Source organism: Paenibacillus ilasis (assembly GCF_043195395.1).
GTDB classification, from domain to species: Bacteria; Bacillota; Bacilli; order Paenibacillales; family Paenibacillaceae; genus Paenibacillus_AQ; species Paenibacillus_AQ lautus.
The window spans coordinates 299,239-315,696 of the sequence record NZ_JBHDJG010000001.1; the positions used below are offsets into that span (position 1 = coordinate 299,239).

Genomic DNA, 16,458 nt, shown 5'->3' on the forward strand with positions numbered 1-16,458 from the left:
CTGTCTCTGTCTTTAACTCTATTGTACCTTCTGTGGCGCAGACTTCAATTCCGCAATCATCATTCCTGCCAAAATGCATAGACAACCGATGCCGCCGGTGAGCGTAAGCCGCTCTCCCGCAAACAGAATTCCGGTCAGCGCGGCGAATACCGGCTCCGTTGCATAGATGATGGCCACCCTGGACGGCGTCGTATATTTTTGACAGACGGTTTGGATCCAGAAGGCGAATGCGCTGGTGGGTCCGATGGATACCACCAGTGCCCACAGCACGTTCGGTTGGGTTAGCTTGTCCATCAGGTCGGTCACATTGCCGACATGTTCGGTTAGTGCAGATGCCGCTAAGCTTAATACCCCTACGACAGCCATCTGGAGCGCCGCCAGCAGCAAAGAGGGATATCGACCGGCATAAACGCCCGTATAACCAATATGGAGCGCAAAACCGATGGCGCAAACGAATACCAGCAAATCCCCCTTATTCAAGCTCATGCCGGAACCGGTGAAGGTAAGCAGATACAGACCCGCTGCCGCAAGCAAGGCACTGATCCAGGTGAACCTGGAGATGGAGTGCTTTAACAGGGCATAGGATATGAAAGGGACCAGCACGACGGACAAGCCGGTAATAAAGCCTGTATTGGACGTGGTTGTGTACAGAAGGCCCGCGGTTTGAAAGGCGTATCCTATAAATAAAAAAAGACCCAGCAGGCAAGCATGCAGCAGCATTTTGCCGGATATTAGCTTCCACTGACTTCGGTAAAAGAGGGTGATGATCAATGCAAGGAGCAGGGCCGCTCCCAAAAAGCGGACGGAATTGAAAGCCATCGGCGGGAGCACGCGGACCGCATGCTGAACGATGAGGAACGTAGATCCCCACATCATAGCCACCAGAAGCAGGCTGAGATCGGCAATTCGTGAGCGATTCACTCGGTAGTCATCCTTTCTTGAAGATGTGAAACTCCTGATGAGATTCCCGTGCATTCGTCCCTGGTCGCAACCTTGGGCAAGTGATCAAATTGTATCCCATATCAGAGAATCGGACAACCATTTTTAAGCCTAACCCAAGTGGAAGGGGTAGACAAAAAGAGGATGATTTTGCTATACTATTGAACCGAACGTATATTCTCATAACCCTGGGCTATCGGACGTGAAGACCGGCAACGATCCATCGATCCCATAGTCAGCATTGAGCTTAGAAAGGAAGATTGTCATCATGATGGGCAGAGCTCATTTGATTATTAGCACAGGGGTCACGTTATCCGTCATGGGCATGAGCGGAGTGCCTGTCACATTGCCGGCTGCCGCAGTGGCTTTGGTTAGCGCGCTGCTTCCCGACATCGACGAGCCCAACTCCCTGCTGGTTCGCAAAGCCATTCCTTCCGGGCTGCTGCGAATCCTTCAGCTGGCGATGATTGGCGCAGCCATCTTCGTTGTCTTCTACGGCAAGGAGTATGCCCCATGGAACATCGCCCTGGCCGGGCTGATCGGGGTTGTTTCGTACCTGCCAAGCCGGACCCTGCGCCATATTGTCATGTTCCTGATCGGTCTCGGACTGATATCCTTCGGGCAGGACTTCAGCCCATGGAACACGATCGCAGGCAGCGTGCTCATTGCAGGCTCCTTGGTAACCCACCGGGGGTTAACCCATACCGTCTATGCCGCAGCCGGATGGACGGGTCTGCTGTATTTTGCATCGCAGGGCAAGATCGACGGGGAAAGTCTGTGGTTTGCCGGCGGTTTATCCTACTCGATTCATTTGCTCGCAGATGCACTGACCAACCGCGGAATTCGTCCGCTTCCTCCATTCAAATGGAGAATTAAACTGAAAATCATGAGCACCGGAAGCAAATGGGGACGCACGGTAGAGAATGCATGCATTGTGTTGACGCTGGTCCTTGTTTGGTATGTGTTTATGGCCTCCTCTTGATCCGAGGTATTCCTGTTTGAAATGAAAGAGCCTCCCACCCTTATGCAAATTGCACATGGGGCGGGAGGCTTATTTAGATTTCAGCCGGATCTATTCCTCAAGAAAGATGAGGCCGATCAGATCGTCGAACTCCAGGTTGCCGAAGTAATGCTTGACGTTGATGCCGGATAGCGCCGTGCGCACCGCGGTTTCTTCATACCGTTTGCCGCGCAGCAGGTTTTCAATATCCGCCACATCGCCGACGCCGAAGAAGTCGCCGTAAATCTTGATCTCTCCGATATGCCCTTCACGGATGTCCATACGGATATCGATAATGCCCACCGGGAACTTCTTGGCATGCTTCACATTGCTTTCAGGAGATAGTCCATAGTTCCAATCCCAATTCTGGTAGCGTTCCTTCGAAATCTGGTTGATGATCTCCCAGTCCTTCTCTTGAAGGACATATTGGGGTACTTGATCAGGCTCCATACCGAAAATCGAGCGAAGCAGCTCCGCGCGGAACTGTTCAATCGTCATATCAGTACCAAGCAGCTCCTTAATGTTCGCCACGCGGCTGCGGACGGATTTGGTGCTCTTGGATTTGAATTTTTCCGGATTGGCATTCAGCGAGGCTTGTACATCATCCAGGTTCAGGTCAAACATGAGTGTGCCGTGGCTGAACATGCGTCCCCGCGTCGAGAACTGCGCGTTCCCCGAAATTTTCTTCTCGCCGACCTGCAGGTCATTCCGGCCGCTGAGCTCGGCGGGTACGCCCATCTTTTGCAGGAAGTTGATGACCGGCTGCGTGAACTTCAGGAAGTTGTGGAAGGACTGTCCGTCATCCTTCGTAATGAAGCTGAAATTCAGGTTGCCGAGATCATGGTATACAGCCCCGCCCCCGGACAACCGGCGTACAACCTGAATGTTGTTGTCACGAACGTATTCTTGGTTGATCTCTTCGATCGTATTCTGATGCTTTCCGATAATAATGGAAGGCTTGTTGATATAAAAGAGAAGGTAGCTCTCGTCCATGGACAAGTGCTTCAAGGCATATTCTTCAATCGCTAGGTTAATGGATGGATCATGGATCCCCTGATTATCGATAAATAGCATAGTATCCTCCGTCGTCACAATTCAAAATGTGGTGCTTCCAGACTATTGTAAACCAATTTTAAGACAGAGACAAAGCATTCCATGTTGACGAGTCAGGGACGGTAGCGACATAATGATGGCATTACATAACGGCAGGGCTTGCAAGAGCCAGGGCATGGAACAGGAGGAGCCCTTATGAACGACAAAAAACAACCCTTGATCGAGGTGTACGGCCACGGAGGGGACGTGGAGACGGCGGCTGCCGAATTCGGAAGGCAAGCCTCGGCTTTCCTGGATTACAGCGCCAATATTAACCCGCTCGGACCGCCGCGAGGGGTAATTACGGCCTTACAAGAGGGAATGAGTGCGGTCATTCGTTATCCGGATCCGGGACACCGCAAGTTTAAGGAGCTGCTCGCAGCGGAGTTAGGCACCGACCCCCGGCGAATCTTAGTCGGCAACGGGGCGGCCGAGTGTATGGCGCTGTTGTTGATGGGCCTTACGCCAAGGACTGTGGGCGTGGTTGACCCGTGTTTTTCCGAATACCGGGAGTTGTCCTTAAAATTTGGCTCGGACATCCGCTCCGTGTGCGGACATCCGGAGAGGGACTGGCGTGCAGACAAGGCGGATGTGATGGAGCTGTTGGCTCGCACGGATCTCGTGTTTTTGGGACAGCCCAACAATCCGAACGGGGTTCAGTACAGCCTTGAGGATATCCGTGAAATAGCGGCATGCGCTGAGCAAGAAGGGACCTGGCTGGTGCTGGATGAAGCCTTTATCGACTTTATTCCGCTTGAAGACAGACAGACCCTGATGCCAGAGCTTCATGACTATCCTCGAACCGTGATTGTCCGATCGATGACCAAGTTTTATGCGATTCCGGGTTTGCGGCTCGGGTATACGGCCGCGCATCCCGATGTGATACGCAAGATGGCAGGCAAGCAGGTGACATGGAGCGTCAATGGACTGGCGCTGCTTGCAGGAGAGGCATGTCTTGGCAGCGGGAGGGACTACGAGCAGAATACGCTGCATTTGATTCGCGCAGAGCGCGAGAAGCTCATACGGGGTGTACGAGCACTGGGGCTTGACGTTACGCCGGGGGAGGCCAATTTTCTACTCATGGAGCTTCCGCGGCCCTGGAATGCCGAGATGTTTCAGTCGGAGATGGGGAGACGCGGCGTGCTTGTCCGCAGCTGCGCCATGTACCCGGGCCTCGGTGAGCGTCATATCCGGCTGGCCGTTAAACATGTTGAAGATAACGACAGGCTGCTTGCCATTATGGCGGAGGTTTTTGGGATTTGTTCTGAAGAAGAAGCAACCTAGGATATCAAGCGGCAAATGAGTTTGGGATCAGGCGGATTTAGATCATAGAGAGCAGGGAGAGAGAAGCATGGCCGTACCTTTTCTGAAAGGCAAGAATCACTTATATCGTTCGAATGCGTGGCAAGGAGCGGTGGTGTCCCTCGAATCGGAGCAGGAACAGCCGCATATCCGCATATCGCTTCCGGAGCCGGCTGCGTTTATTAGCAGCGCCATATATGGCGGCGGATTCGTGCGTTTGGATCATATCGTGAACCGTTATGTGGACCGGCATTATGATTGCAGCGACCCCGTGAACGATATGTTTAACTTTATGGGTGCTCACGGTTATCCGGCTGAATCCACAGCTGGATTGATGACGGCGGTAAACCTGAAATATGCCTCCATCCGGGAAGAGCGGAGTGAACAAGTTTCCATCCTTTGCTGCACCACCGCCGGCGTGGGCAATGCAGCCCGTGCCGGGTCGAGTCGAACGACCTTTGCGGCTTACCAGCCGGGCACGATTAATATTATGCTGCTGATCGACGGGATGATGACGCCGGCATGCATGCTGAACGCCGTGTTGACCGCGACGGAAGCGAAGGCCGCCGCGCTGCATGACCTGGGCGTGAAAGATCATGAAACCGGAGCCGTCGCGACCGGGACGACAACGGACGCCATGGTCCTTGGGGTCAGCGGCAATACAGCCTATGGCGTAAATCACCATTATGCCGGAACCGCAACCGATCTGGGCGGCATGATCGGCCGCCTTGTCTACGAGAGTGTTACGGAAAGCATTGCCGCCGAAAGAGAGGACCGGATATGACCGTCGTGTGGGTCATTTGGGCTGCGGTCGTGTTGGACCTGCTGATCGGAGATCCGAGATGGCTCCCCCATCCCGTCATTGGCATGGGGAAAGCCATCCGCCGGGTTGAAGGCTGGATTCGCCATTGGGCGACTTCCGCTCAGAGCCTGAAGCGGGCGGGGATACTGCTGCCGGTGATCGTGGCCGGCGGCTCCTTCGTGCTGGCGTGGCTGCTGCTGGAGCTGTGCGCGGCGATTCATCCTTGGCTTGCGTGGGGGGTGGAGATCGTGCTTATTGCGACTACGATTGCCATCAAGGGGCTGCGAGAGGCAGGATTGGAGGTCTACGGCCATCTTCGCTCCGGCCATATCGCGGAGGCCCGGCGCGCGCTCAGCATGGTTGTCGGGAGAGACACCGGCCATCTGGATGAGCCGGAGATTGTGCGGGGAACGGTGGAGACGGTTGCGGAGAATATCGTGGATGCGGTGATCGCTCCGCTGTTTTTTGCCCTGATCGGGGGAGCGCCGCTGGCGATGGCCTATCGGGCCGTAAACACGCTCGACTCCATGGTCGGTTATAAAAACGAGAAATACCAGCATATCGGCTGGGCATCCGCAAGGCTGGACGATATGGCCAATTGGATACCGGCACGCCTGACCGCAGGGCTGTTGACCATGGTAGCTGCGATGTTTTCGCTGCAATGGAAAAAAGCGATCAAGATGGTCAGAAGAGATGCGCGAAAGCACCCCAGTCCGAACAGCGGCTTCCCGGAATCGGCCGTTGCCGGTGCTCTGGGCATTCGTCTGGGAGGCGAGAATTCCTATCAGGGTATCATCTCGTTCCGGGCTTACATGGGGGATGCTGATCGCCCGCTTGAAGCGGAGGATATCCGGGTGACCAACCGTTTGCTGCTGGGCGTATCGGTTTTGTTTACGTTACTGGGTACCGTGGTGCTCGGACTTGTTGCCGCATCAGGAGGAAGGTTATGGATATGAGGATCACGCTGCATCTGGTCCGTCATGGCCGCACGCTGTGGAACGAGGAGCGCCGTTATCTCGGTCACGAGGATCAAGGGATTCTGAGGGAAGGCAGACAGCAGCTCCTCCCGCTGCGGGAAAGGTTTTTTACCGGGCAGTTTGTCCGGATCTATTGCAGTGATCTCCTTCGATGCAGGCAGACGCTGAATGTTATCCTATCGGATTCAACAATGGCTGCTATTCCTGATGATGAAGCTTTGGGCAGGTTTATACCGGGTGTCGAGTATGATCCGCGCCTGCGCGAGCTTGACTTCGGGGATTGGGAAGGGAACACCTACGAGGATTTGAAGTCGGATACCTCTTATCGGCGCTGGATTGATAACCCTGCAGAAGTTACGCCGCCGAATGGGGAGAGCTGGGAAGCGTTCCGTTCCCGGGTTCAGGCATTTTTGACCGGATTGTCTTTGGATTTGAAGGAACTGTTGCATGTGGAGGAAGATCCGGATACCCTTGTGCAGGCAGAGGCAGAGGCAGAGGCAGAGGCAGAGGCAGAGGCAGAGGCAGAGGCAGAGGCAGAGGCAGAGGCAGAGGCAGAGGCAGAGGCAGAGGCAGAGGCAGAGGCAGAGGCAGAGGCAGAGGCAGAGGCTGCTGGCTACGGCCTGGGAACACAGAGAGAGGGGCTTGATGTGCTTGTGGTCACCCATGGGGGCGTTATCCGGCAGATCGCCGCAGCCACCCTTCCGCATACGGAATTCTGGGGGACGCAGGTATCGCCGGGCGAGGAGCTCAAGCTGCAATTGACATGGGATGGAGAACGCTGGCAAGGCGTACGGGTAAGCGAATAAATGAAATCGTATGATATCGGTGCGGAATGGGCGATAACGGGATGAATCCGTATCCTGACGCATTTGAAACGACCGAAACTTTCGGTTGTAAGAGGAGGGTTTATCGCCTATAATCTTGGGCAGAGAAACCATGCTTGGCCTATCATACATAAATTCATATTATTTGCGAGGGTCCCGGACAGAAGGCGTTATTGTCTTTCTGCCGGGTTAATAGGGAAGCCGGTGCAAGTCCGGCACGGTCCCGCCACTGTGAAGCAGGGACTTCTCCATATGCCACTGAGCCATAGCGCTTGGGAAGGCGGAGAAGTCGTTACAGCCTGCAAGTCAGGAGACCTGCCCTCGGCGAATGAATGACGGTCCTTCGAGGAGAGGATTACGTTTGCCGAACCCATGCAGCATGTATGGGCGGAAGTTTAAGGCGCTATCTGTGAACGGTTATCCAGATGTCCTTATGTTAAAACGTAATCCCTGAGTCCTTGTTTACGAGGAGTCAGGGATTTTTGCTTCTTTTGGAGTATGACGATTGATGTTTTTCTCCCGGTAAGGATCAGTTGAAGGAATGTAGACTTGCAGCGCCAGGTTCTCAATTATGTATAGGGGGATTTCAAGAGATGAAAGCATTAAACAAAACATGGTCCGTACTTCTGGTAGCCATACTGATGGCCCTGGCCTTGGTCGGCTGTGGAGGCGAAGAAGCGGCGCCGAAGGATACAACGCCGCCTGCACAGCAGGAAGAGCAGAATAACGAAGCGCCGGCAAATTCCGGCGAAGAGCTTAAAACGGCGTATCCGCTGACCGTTAAGGATTCAACCGGGGTTGAAATGACGTTTGAGAAAGCTCCGGCCAAAGTTGCATCCCTGACACCGTCCGAGACGGAAAAACTGTTCGCCTTGGGCCTGGATGAGGAAATCGTTGGCGTGTCCGATAATGACGATTATCCGGAAGCGGCCAAATCCAAGCCTAAATTGGGCGGGTTTCAAGTGAATGAAGAGGCTATTATTGCAGCCGATGCCGATGTGGTATTTGCCGCTTCGATGAATGCCCAGAATGCCGAGAAATTGCGTGAGCTTGGCGTTACCCTGTTCGTCAATGATCCGAAAACCATTGATGCCGTGATGGAGAACATCGAACTGATCGGGCAAATTACCGACCGTCAAGCGGAGGCGAAAGCGGTCGTGGATCAGATGAAGCAGGAATTGGCTACCGTTACGGAAGCCGTGAAAGCCGTGAAGGATGAAGACAAGAAGAAAGTATACGTAGAATTCTCTCCGGGATGGACTGTCGGCAAGGGCGAGTTTATGGATGAGATCATCACCTTAGCTGGCGGCGTCAACGCAGCCGGCGATGCGGAAGGCTGGTTCGAAATCAGCGAGGAAAATATTATCGCTGCGAACCCCGATGTCATTTTGTACACGGACGATGTGGTAGATGAAGCAACCAAGAAAACATTGGATCAGCTGATTAAGGAGCGCGGCGGCTGGGATGAGATCGATGCCATCAAGAATGATCAGGTCATTTCCGTGGATGCGAACCTGCTGAGCCGTCCGGGTCCCCGTGTGACGCAAGGGTTGATTGAAGTGGCGAAGGCCGTTTATCCGGAACTGATGAATCCATGAGTAAAAAACTTGCAGGATTCGGTGCGGCCGGCATACTCCTATTACTGTTAACCTTGGTTGTCAGTCTCGGAATCGGCTCCGTGCACCTGCCTGTGAGAGAGATTGGGGCGATGCTGCTGCACAGGCTGCCGGGAATCGGCGATTCCATCGTTCCGGGCTGGGAAGCTTCCTCCGAGCAAATCCTCATGAAGGTGAGATTGCCGCGGATCCTGCTTGGGATGCTCGTTGGAGCCTCCCTGGCGGTGGCCGGAGCCGCCTTTCAAGGCGTACTTCGCAATCCGCTGGCGGATCCGTTTACGCTCGGTGTATCCTCGGGTGCTGCGCTTGGTGCAGCATCCCTGATTTTTTTCGGGATGGAATACTCCTTTGCCGGAGGTTACACGCTGCCGCTGGTAGCGTTTATGACCGGAGCAGGCACCTTATGGGCCGTTCTGCTGTTGGCAAGGGATCAAGGAAAACTGCCGATCCACGGGCTCATTCTGTCCGGTGTGGTGATGCAGTCGTTTCTGGGCGCCGTCGTTTCCTTTTTGACGGTCATGTCCAAAGATACGGTAAACCAGATCCTGTACTGGACGATGGGGAGCCTGAGCATGCGTGGATGGTCGTATACGGCCATCCTTTTCCCGTATTTTATCGCAGGATTTATATACTTATGGAGCAGGTCCCGAGAGCTTAATATTTTGTCGCTGGGGGAACGGCAGGCCGCCCATATGGGCTTGAATGTGGATCGGCTGAAGACCAGCGTGCTCATCGTGGCTACCCTGCTTGCCGCCGCAGCCGTGTCGGTCTCCGGCGTGATTGGATTCGTGGGACTTGTGGTACCGCATATGATCCGGCTGATCACCGGCTCCGATTATCGCGTCATTGTTCCACTGTCGGCTCTGGGCGGCGCGATGTTCATGGTCTGGTGCGATACGGCGGCACGGTCCGTGCTGGCACCAACGGAAATACCGCTCGGTGTGGTTACGGCATTCATAGGCGCTCCATTCTTTGCGTATTTGCTATACCGGAACAAAAAACGGCGCAGGGAGGGTTTATCATGATTACAGCTCAAGGACTTGGCAAAGCCTATGGCAAGGTGCCGATTCTTGAAGGCGTGGACCTTCATATTGCCGAAGGGGAATGGTGGGGAATCATCGGTCCGAACGGAAGCGGTAAGTCTACCTTGATGCAGCTGTTATCCGGTGTGGAGAGTCCTACGAAAGGAATCGTGACGCTTCGGGGGAAGGCGCTTGGACACTATAATCGAAAGGCACTGGCCCGGATCGTGGCGGTGCTTCAGCAGGAAGGGCTTGATCCTACCGATTTTACCGTCCGGGAAGTGCTGGAGATGGGAAGATTCCCATTCCTGAACTGGCTTGGCCGTGAAGAAAAGGATGCAGCACCGCTCATTGAGGCCGTTATCCGAAAGCTGGATCTGCATGGACTGGAGGAACGGCGGCTTACCGAGTTAAGCGGCGGTCAACGCCAGCGTGTAGCACTTGGCAAGGTAATGGTCCAGGAGCCTTCGCTGCTGATGCTGGATGAACCGACGACCTATCTGGATATCCGCTATCAGCTACAATTCATGGATATGGTGGCGGAGTGGCGGAACTCGTCCGGGATTACGGTGATCAGCGTACTGCATGATCTGAATCTGGCAGCTCAATTTTGCGACAAACTGCTGGTGCTTGATCAGGGAAAGATCGCGGGGGTTGGCAAGCCGGAGGAAGTTTTGACAGCGGCGTATATACGCCAAATCTTTCGGGTGGAGCCCTCGATTGTCGCCCATCCCGAGAATGGTGCTCCGCAGGTGCTGTTAACGGCGAATAGCACGTGGTCCTGACCGATGTTGCCGCATGTTCCGCTGGGGATGTAAGATTTAGGAACAAGATATGAGGAGGTCGTTTCATTGACGGATACAATCGTGAATCGTTTAAATCGCATCATGGCAAACATTAAACCGCTGAGCGTGGAGGTGCAGAACGAAACAGCCGCTTATTTGGATACGCTGACGAAGCCTCCGGGCAGTCTGGGCAAGCTGGAGTCGCTAGCGATCCAATTAGCGGGGATCACAAGGAATATGAAGCCGTCGTTCACCCAAAAATCCGTCGTTGTCATGGCTGGTGATCATGGAGTCTGTGAAGAAGGAGTCAGCGCATTTCCGGCTGAGGTAACGCCCCAGATGGTCATGAACTTCCTGAATGGCGGAGCGGCTGTGAATGTGCTGGCCCGTCAGGCGGGGGCAAACGTGCATTGTGTGGACATCGGTGTTGCGATCGAGCTGAACCATGAGAAGCTGATGTCGCGGAATGTCGGCAGAGGAACCGCCAATATGGCCAAAGGGCCCGCGATGACAAAGGAAGCGGCACTGCAGTCCATTGTAACCGGTGCTGAGGTAGCCGCCGAGTTGGTATCGCAAGGAACGCAAATGTTCGTGACCGGGGAGATGGGCATTGGGAACACGACACCGAGTGCGGCGATCTTCTCCGTTCTGTCCGGCAAACAGCCATCTGAAGTCGTGGGCAGGGGAACCGGCGTAACCGATGAACGGCTGCTACATAAGATTCGAGTTGTGGAACAGGCTATACAAGTTAATCGACCTCATGCCGATGATCCCCTCGACGTGCTTGCCAAAGTTGGAGGTTATGAAATCGGCGGGTTGGCTGGACTGATTCTGGGTGCGGCTGCCCATGGCTGTCCCGTTATCATTGACGGCTTCATATCCAGTGCGGCGGCGCTGGTTGCCAAATGCATCTGTCCGGACGCCCTCTCCTATATGATTGCCTCTCATGTTTCGCATGAACAGGCCCATGTTCTTCTGTTGAAAGAGCTGGGGCTGCATCCGATGCTGCAAATGGACATGCGTCTTGGCGAGGGTACAGGCGGAGTACTGTGCCTGCATCTGGTCGAGGCGGCGTGCCGGATCATGAATGAGATGGCGACGTTTGAGAGCGCCGGAATCAGCGGAGGGGCCATATGAGCCATCGTGGTAGCGTGTTGGTAACGGGTGGGGCCAGAAGCGGGAAGAGCTCATTCGCGGAGAAGCTGTGCATGAAGCGCTCGGAGTCCGGAACGTACGTGGCGACTGCGCAAGCCTATGACGATGAGATGAGGGAGCGGATCCGAATTCATCAAGACCGTCGGCATGATTCCGCCTACGGTTGGGAGACGGTCGAGGAGCCTGTCGCCCTGCCGGAACTGCTGGATACGCTGGGCCAATCCCAACCTGATGCCCCTGCGGTGGTAGTGGACTGCCTGACGCTGTGGCTTACGAACGTGCTGCTGCAAGCCGAGCCTGAAGGAAGTGCCGCAATGGAAGAACGGCTGGGACTTCAAATCGGCAGACTGGCAAGAGCGGTGCAGGGTTATCCGGGAATGGTCATTCTGGTAACAAATGAAGTGGGGTCGGGGATTGTTCCGGAATACCCGCTAGGCCGAATATATCGCGACTGGGCAGGGATTATGAATCAGAGGCTGGCCCAGGCATGTGATGAAGTGTTTTTGGTGACTGCGGGAATTCCGATGGAAATCAAGAGCAGGGAGTATCGCATATGAGCAAGATGATCGAAGCGGCTGCGGCCGCTTTTCAATTTCTATCGAGGCTGCCGGTGCGGAGGGAAATTCCTTTTACGCCGGAAGTGCAGCAACGGAGCGTCATTTTTTATCCATTGGTAGGGGCGGTTATCGGTATTATCGTTGCCGGATTGGGACTGGGCCTAAGCTTTGTGCTGCCTTCTTTTCCTGCTGCCATCATTCTGCTGGTTGTATGGGTAGCGTTGACGGGAGGGCTGCACCTCGATGGCTGGATGGATAGTGCTGATGCGCTGCTCAGCCATCGTTCGCGTGAGAAGATGCTGGAAATCATGAAGGATAGCCGTGTAGGTGCGATGGGGGTCATGGCGTGTATGCTGCTGCTCCTTCTGAAAGCTTCCTTGATCGTGTCTGTGTGGGATTTGTCAGCCGGGGCATGGAAACAAGAGGCATGGCTGCTGGTGCTCGCTCCCGTTTGGAGCCGCTGGTTTATGGTCCACGCGATGTATCGCTGGCCGATGGCACGGGGGAGCGAGGGTCTTGCCGCTCTATTTCACGGATTGACCGCCGGAAGGAGATCGATGGCAGGCGTAATGGCCGCCCTGTTAACGCTAGTTATTGTAGGTTTGCTATGGATCACGGCAGGCGAGACTAATCTGGGGATGATTGAAATCGGAGGAACCCTTGTCATACCCATCATCGCCTGGGCGGCTGGAAGTTTAACGGCAGAACGGATGAGCCGAAGACTTGGAGGACTGACGGGAGATACTTACGGAGCGCTCAATGAACTGATTGAGACGGTTGTGTTAATATTTGTGGTTCTCCTTTTGAAGTTTACATGATATGATAGTAGAGTGATATCAGTGGTAATCCGATCAACATAGTCGACATAATCCGCATCGATGGGAAACTAACGATTTTTGACAGGAATTTTCTCAATCGGGTAATGATATGTTTAGAGTGGGCTGTAATGGATATGAATACATACTAGCGCACTTATGACATGAGGATGGAGCACATATATCCTTATTTAAAGAATGGGAGGAATCATTAGGATGGAAACGCTTTGGGTTATCATCAATGTCCTTGTTCTGATTCTGCTGGTCGGTATTTTGTACTGGATGCAGAGAAAGCATTACTCGTTTACCAAACGCGTGTTTGCCGGACTTGGATTGGGTGTGTTGTTCGGAGTGGCACTGCAGCTCATCTATACTTCGACCTCCGATGTGGTGGTGAAATCCACCGATTGGTTTAATCTGATAGGATACGGTTACGTTAGACTTCTGCAAATGATGGTCATTCCGCTTATCATGGTGTCGATCATATCGGCCATCATGAAGCTGAAGGGCGGAAAGAATCTGGGCAAAATGAGCGGGCTTATCATTACGGTGCTGCTTCTGACGACAGCCGTAGCCGCTGCTGTCGGGATTACGACCGCGCTGGCCTTCGATTTGTCCGCGGTGAATATCCAGGGCGGTGCTGCGGAGGAGCAGCAGGGTGCCCTGCTGCAAGAGCGGCTCGGGGATGTTGAGGGCCGTACGCTGCCCCAGCAGATCCTGGATTTCATTCCGAGCAATCCGTTTGCCGACATGACGGGGGCACGAAGAACTTCGACGATTGCGGTCGTCATTTTCTCGGCCTTCATCGGGATCGCCGTTCTCGGGTTGGACCGAAAAAACAAGGAGCAGGCGGAAACGTTCCGCAACATGATCTCTGCGGTCTACGGCGTGGTTATGCGCATTGTGACGCTGGTGCTTCGTCTGACGCCTTACGGGATTCTGGCACTCATGGCCAAAACGATCGCCACGACCGATCTTGCGGTGATCATAAATCTGATCGATTTCGTCCTTGCTTCGTACGTGGCTTTGATCGCGATGTTCATTATCCATCTGGTGCTGCTGGCGATATTCGGGTTCAACCCGTTCAAATACGTCAAAAAGGTGTTCCCGACGCTGACCTTTGCCTTTACGTCGCGTTCCAGCGCGGCCACGATCCCGCTTAACGTGCAGACCCAGAACAAAAAGCTGGGCGTCTCGGAAGGCATCGCGAACCTCTCGGCGTCGTTTGGCGCCACGATTGGGCAGAACGGCTGCGCGGGCATTTATCCTGCCATGCTGGCCGTCATGATTGCGCCGACAGCCGGCGTGGACCCGACCTCATGGTCGTTCATCCTTACCCTGATCGTGGTCGTGATGATCAGTTCCTTCGGTGTGGCGGGTGTCGGAGGCGGAGCTACCTTCGCATCGCTCATCGTGCTCTCCACGATGAACCTGCCGGTTGCCTTGGCGGGCCTGTTAATTTCCGTCGAGCCGCTGATCGATATGGGACGGACGGCACTGAACGTGAATGACTCCATGACAGCCGGCGTGATTACCGGGAAAGTCATGAATGAAGTGGATAAAGACGTGTACAACGACGACAACATTGAACTGGATATGGTTCAGGCATAACATATCCGTGGGAGCCATCTTGAAGGCATTGTTTCTGCCGGAGGATGGCTCTTCTAGTACATAGAGAAAGCCCGAATACCGTATGTGAAACGGTAATTCGGGCTTTTTTCGTATGCTGAACATTGCATTATCCGAGGATGGTCAGTTCTTTCGGGAAAGAGGTCAACACCTCGACGCCATCCTTGGTTACGATCACATCGTCCTCGATCCGCACGCCGCCTACGCCTTGCAGATAAATGCCGGGCTCGATCGTGAATACAGCCCCCGGCTGCAAAATGTCCTGGTTCAACCCGTGGATGGATGGATATTCGTGAACCTCCATGCCAAGCCCGTGCCCCAAGCGATGTACAAAAGCTTGTCCGTATCCTGCGTCGCCAATCACTTTGCGAGCCGCTTGGTCAATCGATCCATAGGTTACGCCGGGCTTTACAGCCTGAATGCCGGCCAGGTTCGCTGCGAGAACCGTCTCATAAATGTTGACGGCTTCGGGCTTCAGCTCGCCTACCGCAAAGGTACGGGTAATATCCGACGCATAACCCCCCGCATACACACCCAAATCGAACATGAGCAGATCCCTTGCTTCAATCCGGCGCGTACCGGGAACACCATGAGGCAAGGCGGTGTTGGGGCCGGATAATACCATGGTGGCGAAGGATGGAGCATCCGCACCCAATTTTTTCATTAAGTACTCCAGTTCTGCCACAACCTCAATCTCACTGACGCCGATTTTGATCTGGGCGAGGCCTTGTGTCAGAACATCCTCAACCAGTCTTACTGCATGCTTGATGATCTTCACTTCATCGGCCGATTTTCGGATTCGGAGATCTCGGAGCACAGCGCCAACATCCTCGATCCGGTTCGCGTTCACATGCTGCTGCAGCTGCTCATAACGGGAGACGGTAAGCTGATCCTTCTCTAGCGCCAGCGTACCGGCTGCGCCTTGAAACTGCTGCTTCAGCAAGAGATACGGATTATCGGTATCCTGATGCGTGACAATATGCTTAACCGTTGAAGCAGCCTCGGCTGCGTCTGCATCCAACGCCGGTACGATCAGCACCGGATCATTCGCAGAGGAGAGGAGCAGGCCCAAAAAGCGTTCATGGGGATCACTCGCAAATCCGGTCAAATAGTAAACATGCTTGGGGTCAGTTACCAGGACATGATCCCAGCCCTGTGTATTCATGGATTGTAGCAAACTTTGCAATCGTTCATTCATCCTGTTCATTCCTTTCTTAATCCGAAGACGGTTGTCACACCATTAATGCTAGGGTATCGCGTTCAATCGCGTAAGTAAAGTTTTCCTTTATTACGAGCTTGATCTTCCTATATAATGTTTTGAAGTAAAAAAATTACATAATATATGGGGGGAATTACACTCGAATGGATCCGAATCAAGCTCAGGAGAACAATAACGCTTCGCCGCAAGGCTATACACCCAAATATCTCATCAAACCTAGGGTGGAGGGACTTGGCGGATGGCTTGTATTCGTTCAGATTTCACTTTATTTCTCGTTGATCTCGATTATGTATGTGCTGGTTACTATTTTATTCCCGGTATTCGAACCCGAGACGTGGAATTTGATTACGGATAAAACGTCACCGGGTTATAATCAAGCGCTCATCCAGCTCATCATATTTGAGACCGTGTTTAATGTGATATTTGTTATCACCGCAGTCATCGCATTATTTATACTTTATCGCAAAAAAAAGGCGTTTCCCAAATTGATGATCGGTTATATATCATTTAGTTTGCTGGTAAGCATCGTGGACTATGCTGCTGTTAGCCAAATTGAAATTATGGCTCATGGGGATAACGGGAAATTCATGAGTGAATGGATCCGGTCGTTATTATACGCCAGTATCTGGATCCCGTATTTCATTCGCTCCAAGCGTGTGCGAAACACCTTCGTAAATTAACGCCTTGAAAAAATAGAAGCGTTTTTTCGCTGCCTCTTGTACAA

Annotated in this window: 16 protein-coding genes and 1 riboswitch; of the genes, 13 read left to right on the forward strand and 3 right to left on the reverse strand. The window is 53.6% G+C overall.

Annotation, left to right across the window (positions count from 1 at the left end; all coding sequences use genetic code 11):
- Nucleotides 1-18 precede the first annotated feature (18 nt).
- Nucleotides 19-921, reverse strand: coding sequence for a DMT family transporter (locus ACETK5_RS01620; RefSeq protein ID WP_326114311.1), 903 nt, complete (start codon nt 919-921; stop codon nt 19-21).
- Between the two features lie 286 nt (nt 922-1,207).
- On the opposite strand from ACETK5_RS01620, the gene ACETK5_RS01625 reads away from it, so the two are divergent.
- Nucleotides 1,208-1,921, forward strand: coding sequence for a metal-dependent hydrolase (locus tag ACETK5_RS01625; protein ID WP_100539016.1), 714 nt, complete (start codon nt 1,208-1,210; stop codon nt 1,919-1,921).
- Nucleotides 1,922-2,011: 90 nt separating this feature from the next.
- On the opposite strand, the gene ACETK5_RS01630 is transcribed toward ACETK5_RS01625, so the two are convergent.
- Nucleotides 2,012-3,013: a lipoate--protein ligase gene (locus tag ACETK5_RS01630; RefSeq protein WP_127594444.1), complete on the reverse strand. Its 1,002-nt coding sequence runs from the start codon at nt 3,011-3,013 to the stop codon at nt 2,012-2,014.
- A 174-nt stretch (nt 3,014-3,187) separates the two neighbouring features.
- On the opposite strand from ACETK5_RS01630, the gene cobD reads away from it, so the two are divergent.
- The 11 genes from cobD (at nt 3,188) to ACETK5_RS01685 (ending at nt 14,497) form a co-directional block, all read left to right on the forward strand.
- Complete coding sequence (cobD, locus tag ACETK5_RS01635; RefSeq protein WP_326114313.1) at nt 3,188-4,315, forward strand: threonine-phosphate decarboxylase CobD; 1,128 nt, start codon at nt 3,188-3,190, stop codon at nt 4,313-4,315.
- A 67-nt stretch (nt 4,316-4,382) separates the two neighbouring features.
- Complete coding sequence (locus ACETK5_RS01640; RefSeq protein ID WP_326117080.1) at nt 4,383-5,117, forward strand: adenosylcobinamide amidohydrolase; 735 nt, start codon at nt 4,383-4,385, stop codon at nt 5,115-5,117.
- Entirely contained in the window at nt 5,114-6,091 is a 978-nt protein-coding gene (gene cbiB / locus ACETK5_RS01645) for an adenosylcobinamide-phosphate synthase CbiB (RefSeq protein ID WP_100539012.1), read from the forward strand. The genes ACETK5_RS01640 and cbiB overlap by 4 nt, the downstream gene beginning before the upstream one ends.
- The gene (locus tag ACETK5_RS01650) at nt 6,082-6,918 is read left to right on the forward strand and encodes a histidine phosphatase family protein (RefSeq protein ID WP_394054184.1); all 837 of its coding nucleotides are present in this window, start codon (nt 6,082-6,084) and stop codon (nt 6,916-6,918) included. The genes cbiB and ACETK5_RS01650 overlap by 10 nt, the downstream gene beginning before the upstream one ends.
- 152 nt (nt 6,919-7,070) lie before the next feature.
- Nucleotides 7,071-7,273: riboswitch (cobalamin riboswitch) on the forward strand.
- Nucleotides 7,274-7,529: 256 nt separating this feature from the next.
- Nucleotides 7,530-8,534 (forward strand): helical backbone metal receptor, encoded by a 1,005-nt coding sequence (locus ACETK5_RS01655; protein ID WP_394054185.1) that lies wholly within the window; start codon nt 7,530-7,532, stop codon nt 8,532-8,534.
- Nucleotides 8,531-9,577: a FecCD family ABC transporter permease gene (locus tag ACETK5_RS01660; protein WP_394054186.1), complete on the forward strand. Its 1,047-nt coding sequence runs from the start codon at nt 8,531-8,533 to the stop codon at nt 9,575-9,577. The genes ACETK5_RS01655 and ACETK5_RS01660 overlap by 4 nt, the downstream gene beginning before the upstream one ends.
- Nucleotides 9,574-10,359 carry an ABC transporter ATP-binding protein gene (locus ACETK5_RS01665; RefSeq protein WP_394054187.1) on the forward strand — a complete coding sequence of 262 codons (786 nt, stop codon included), beginning with the start codon at nt 9,574-9,576 and terminating at the stop codon, nt 10,357-10,359. Before ACETK5_RS01660 ends, ACETK5_RS01665 begins: the two co-directional genes overlap by 4 nt.
- A gap of 66 nt (nt 10,360-10,425) precedes the next feature.
- On the forward strand, nt 10,426-11,496 hold the full coding sequence (cobT, locus tag ACETK5_RS01670; RefSeq protein WP_394054188.1) for a nicotinate-nucleotide--dimethylbenzimidazole phosphoribosyltransferase: 1,071 nt from the start codon (nt 10,426-10,428) through the stop codon (nt 11,494-11,496).
- Nucleotides 11,493-12,071 carry a bifunctional adenosylcobinamide kinase/adenosylcobinamide-phosphate guanylyltransferase gene (gene cobU / locus ACETK5_RS01675; RefSeq protein WP_326114320.1) on the forward strand — a complete coding sequence of 193 codons (579 nt, stop codon included), beginning with the start codon at nt 11,493-11,495 and terminating at the stop codon, nt 12,069-12,071. The genes cobT and cobU overlap by 4 nt, the downstream gene beginning before the upstream one ends.
- Nucleotides 12,068-12,889, forward strand: coding sequence for an adenosylcobinamide-GDP ribazoletransferase (cobS, locus tag ACETK5_RS01680; protein ID WP_394054189.1), 822 nt, complete (start codon nt 12,068-12,070; stop codon nt 12,887-12,889). Before cobU ends, cobS begins: the two co-directional genes overlap by 4 nt.
- Before the next feature lie 213 nt (nt 12,890-13,102).
- Nucleotides 13,103-14,497, forward strand: a complete 1,395-nt coding sequence (locus ACETK5_RS01685) for an L-cystine transporter (RefSeq protein WP_100539004.1) — start codon at nt 13,103-13,105, stop codon at nt 14,495-14,497.
- Between the two features lie 127 nt (nt 14,498-14,624).
- Here the strand turns inward: ACETK5_RS01685 and ACETK5_RS01690 are convergent, their stop codons facing one another.
- Nucleotides 14,625-15,713, reverse strand: a complete 1,089-nt coding sequence (locus ACETK5_RS01690; protein WP_394054190.1) for a M24 family metallopeptidase — start codon at nt 15,711-15,713, stop codon at nt 14,625-14,627.
- A 164-nt stretch (nt 15,714-15,877) separates the two neighbouring features.
- On the opposite strand from ACETK5_RS01690, the gene ACETK5_RS01695 reads away from it, so the two are divergent.
- Nucleotides 15,878-16,414: a DUF2569 domain-containing protein gene (locus ACETK5_RS01695; RefSeq protein ID WP_394054191.1), complete on the forward strand. Its 537-nt coding sequence runs from the start codon at nt 15,878-15,880 to the stop codon at nt 16,412-16,414.
- Nucleotides 16,415-16,458 lie beyond the last annotated feature (44 nt).

Bases quoted from the DNA above. Each gene is read 5' to 3' on its own strand.
- ACETK5_RS01640 (WP_326117080.1), top strand. From the start codon at position 4,383: ATGGCCGTACCTTTTCTGAAAGGCAAGAATCACTTATATCGTTCGAAT.
- ACETK5_RS01665 (WP_394054187.1), top strand. From the start codon at position 9,574: ATGATTACAGCTCAAGGACTTGGCAAAGCCTATGGCAAGGTGCCGATT.
- ACETK5_RS01690 (WP_394054190.1), bottom strand. From the start codon at position 15,713: ATGAATGAACGATTGCAAAGTTTGCTACAATCCATGAATACACAGGGC.
- cobU (WP_326114320.1), top strand. From the start codon at position 11,493: ATGAGCCATCGTGGTAGCGTGTTGGTAACGGGTGGGGCCAGAAGCGGG.
- cobS (WP_394054189.1), top strand. From the start codon at position 12,068: ATGAGCAAGATGATCGAAGCGGCTGCGGCCGCTTTTCAATTTCTATCG.
- cbiB (WP_100539012.1), top strand. From the start codon at position 5,114: ATGACCGTCGTGTGGGTCATTTGGGCTGCGGTCGTGTTGGACCTGCTG.
- ACETK5_RS01685 (WP_100539004.1), top strand. From the start codon at position 13,103: ATGGAAACGCTTTGGGTTATCATCAATGTCCTTGTTCTGATTCTGCTG.
- ACETK5_RS01660 (WP_394054186.1), top strand. From the start codon at position 8,531: ATGAGTAAAAAACTTGCAGGATTCGGTGCGGCCGGCATACTCCTATTA.
- ACETK5_RS01630 (WP_127594444.1), bottom strand. From the start codon at position 3,013: ATGCTATTTATCGATAATCAGGGGATCCATGATCCATCCATTAACCTA.
- ACETK5_RS01625 (WP_100539016.1), top strand. From the start codon at position 1,208: ATGATGGGCAGAGCTCATTTGATTATTAGCACAGGGGTCACGTTATCC.
- ACETK5_RS01695 (WP_394054191.1), top strand. From the start codon at position 15,878: ATGGATCCGAATCAAGCTCAGGAGAACAATAACGCTTCGCCGCAAGGC.
- ACETK5_RS01655 (WP_394054185.1), top strand. From the start codon at position 7,530: ATGAAAGCATTAAACAAAACATGGTCCGTACTTCTGGTAGCCATACTG.
- cobD (WP_326114313.1), top strand. From the start codon at position 3,188: ATGAACGACAAAAAACAACCCTTGATCGAGGTGTACGGCCACGGAGGG.
- ACETK5_RS01650 (WP_394054184.1), top strand. From the start codon at position 6,082: ATGGATATGAGGATCACGCTGCATCTGGTCCGTCATGGCCGCACGCTG.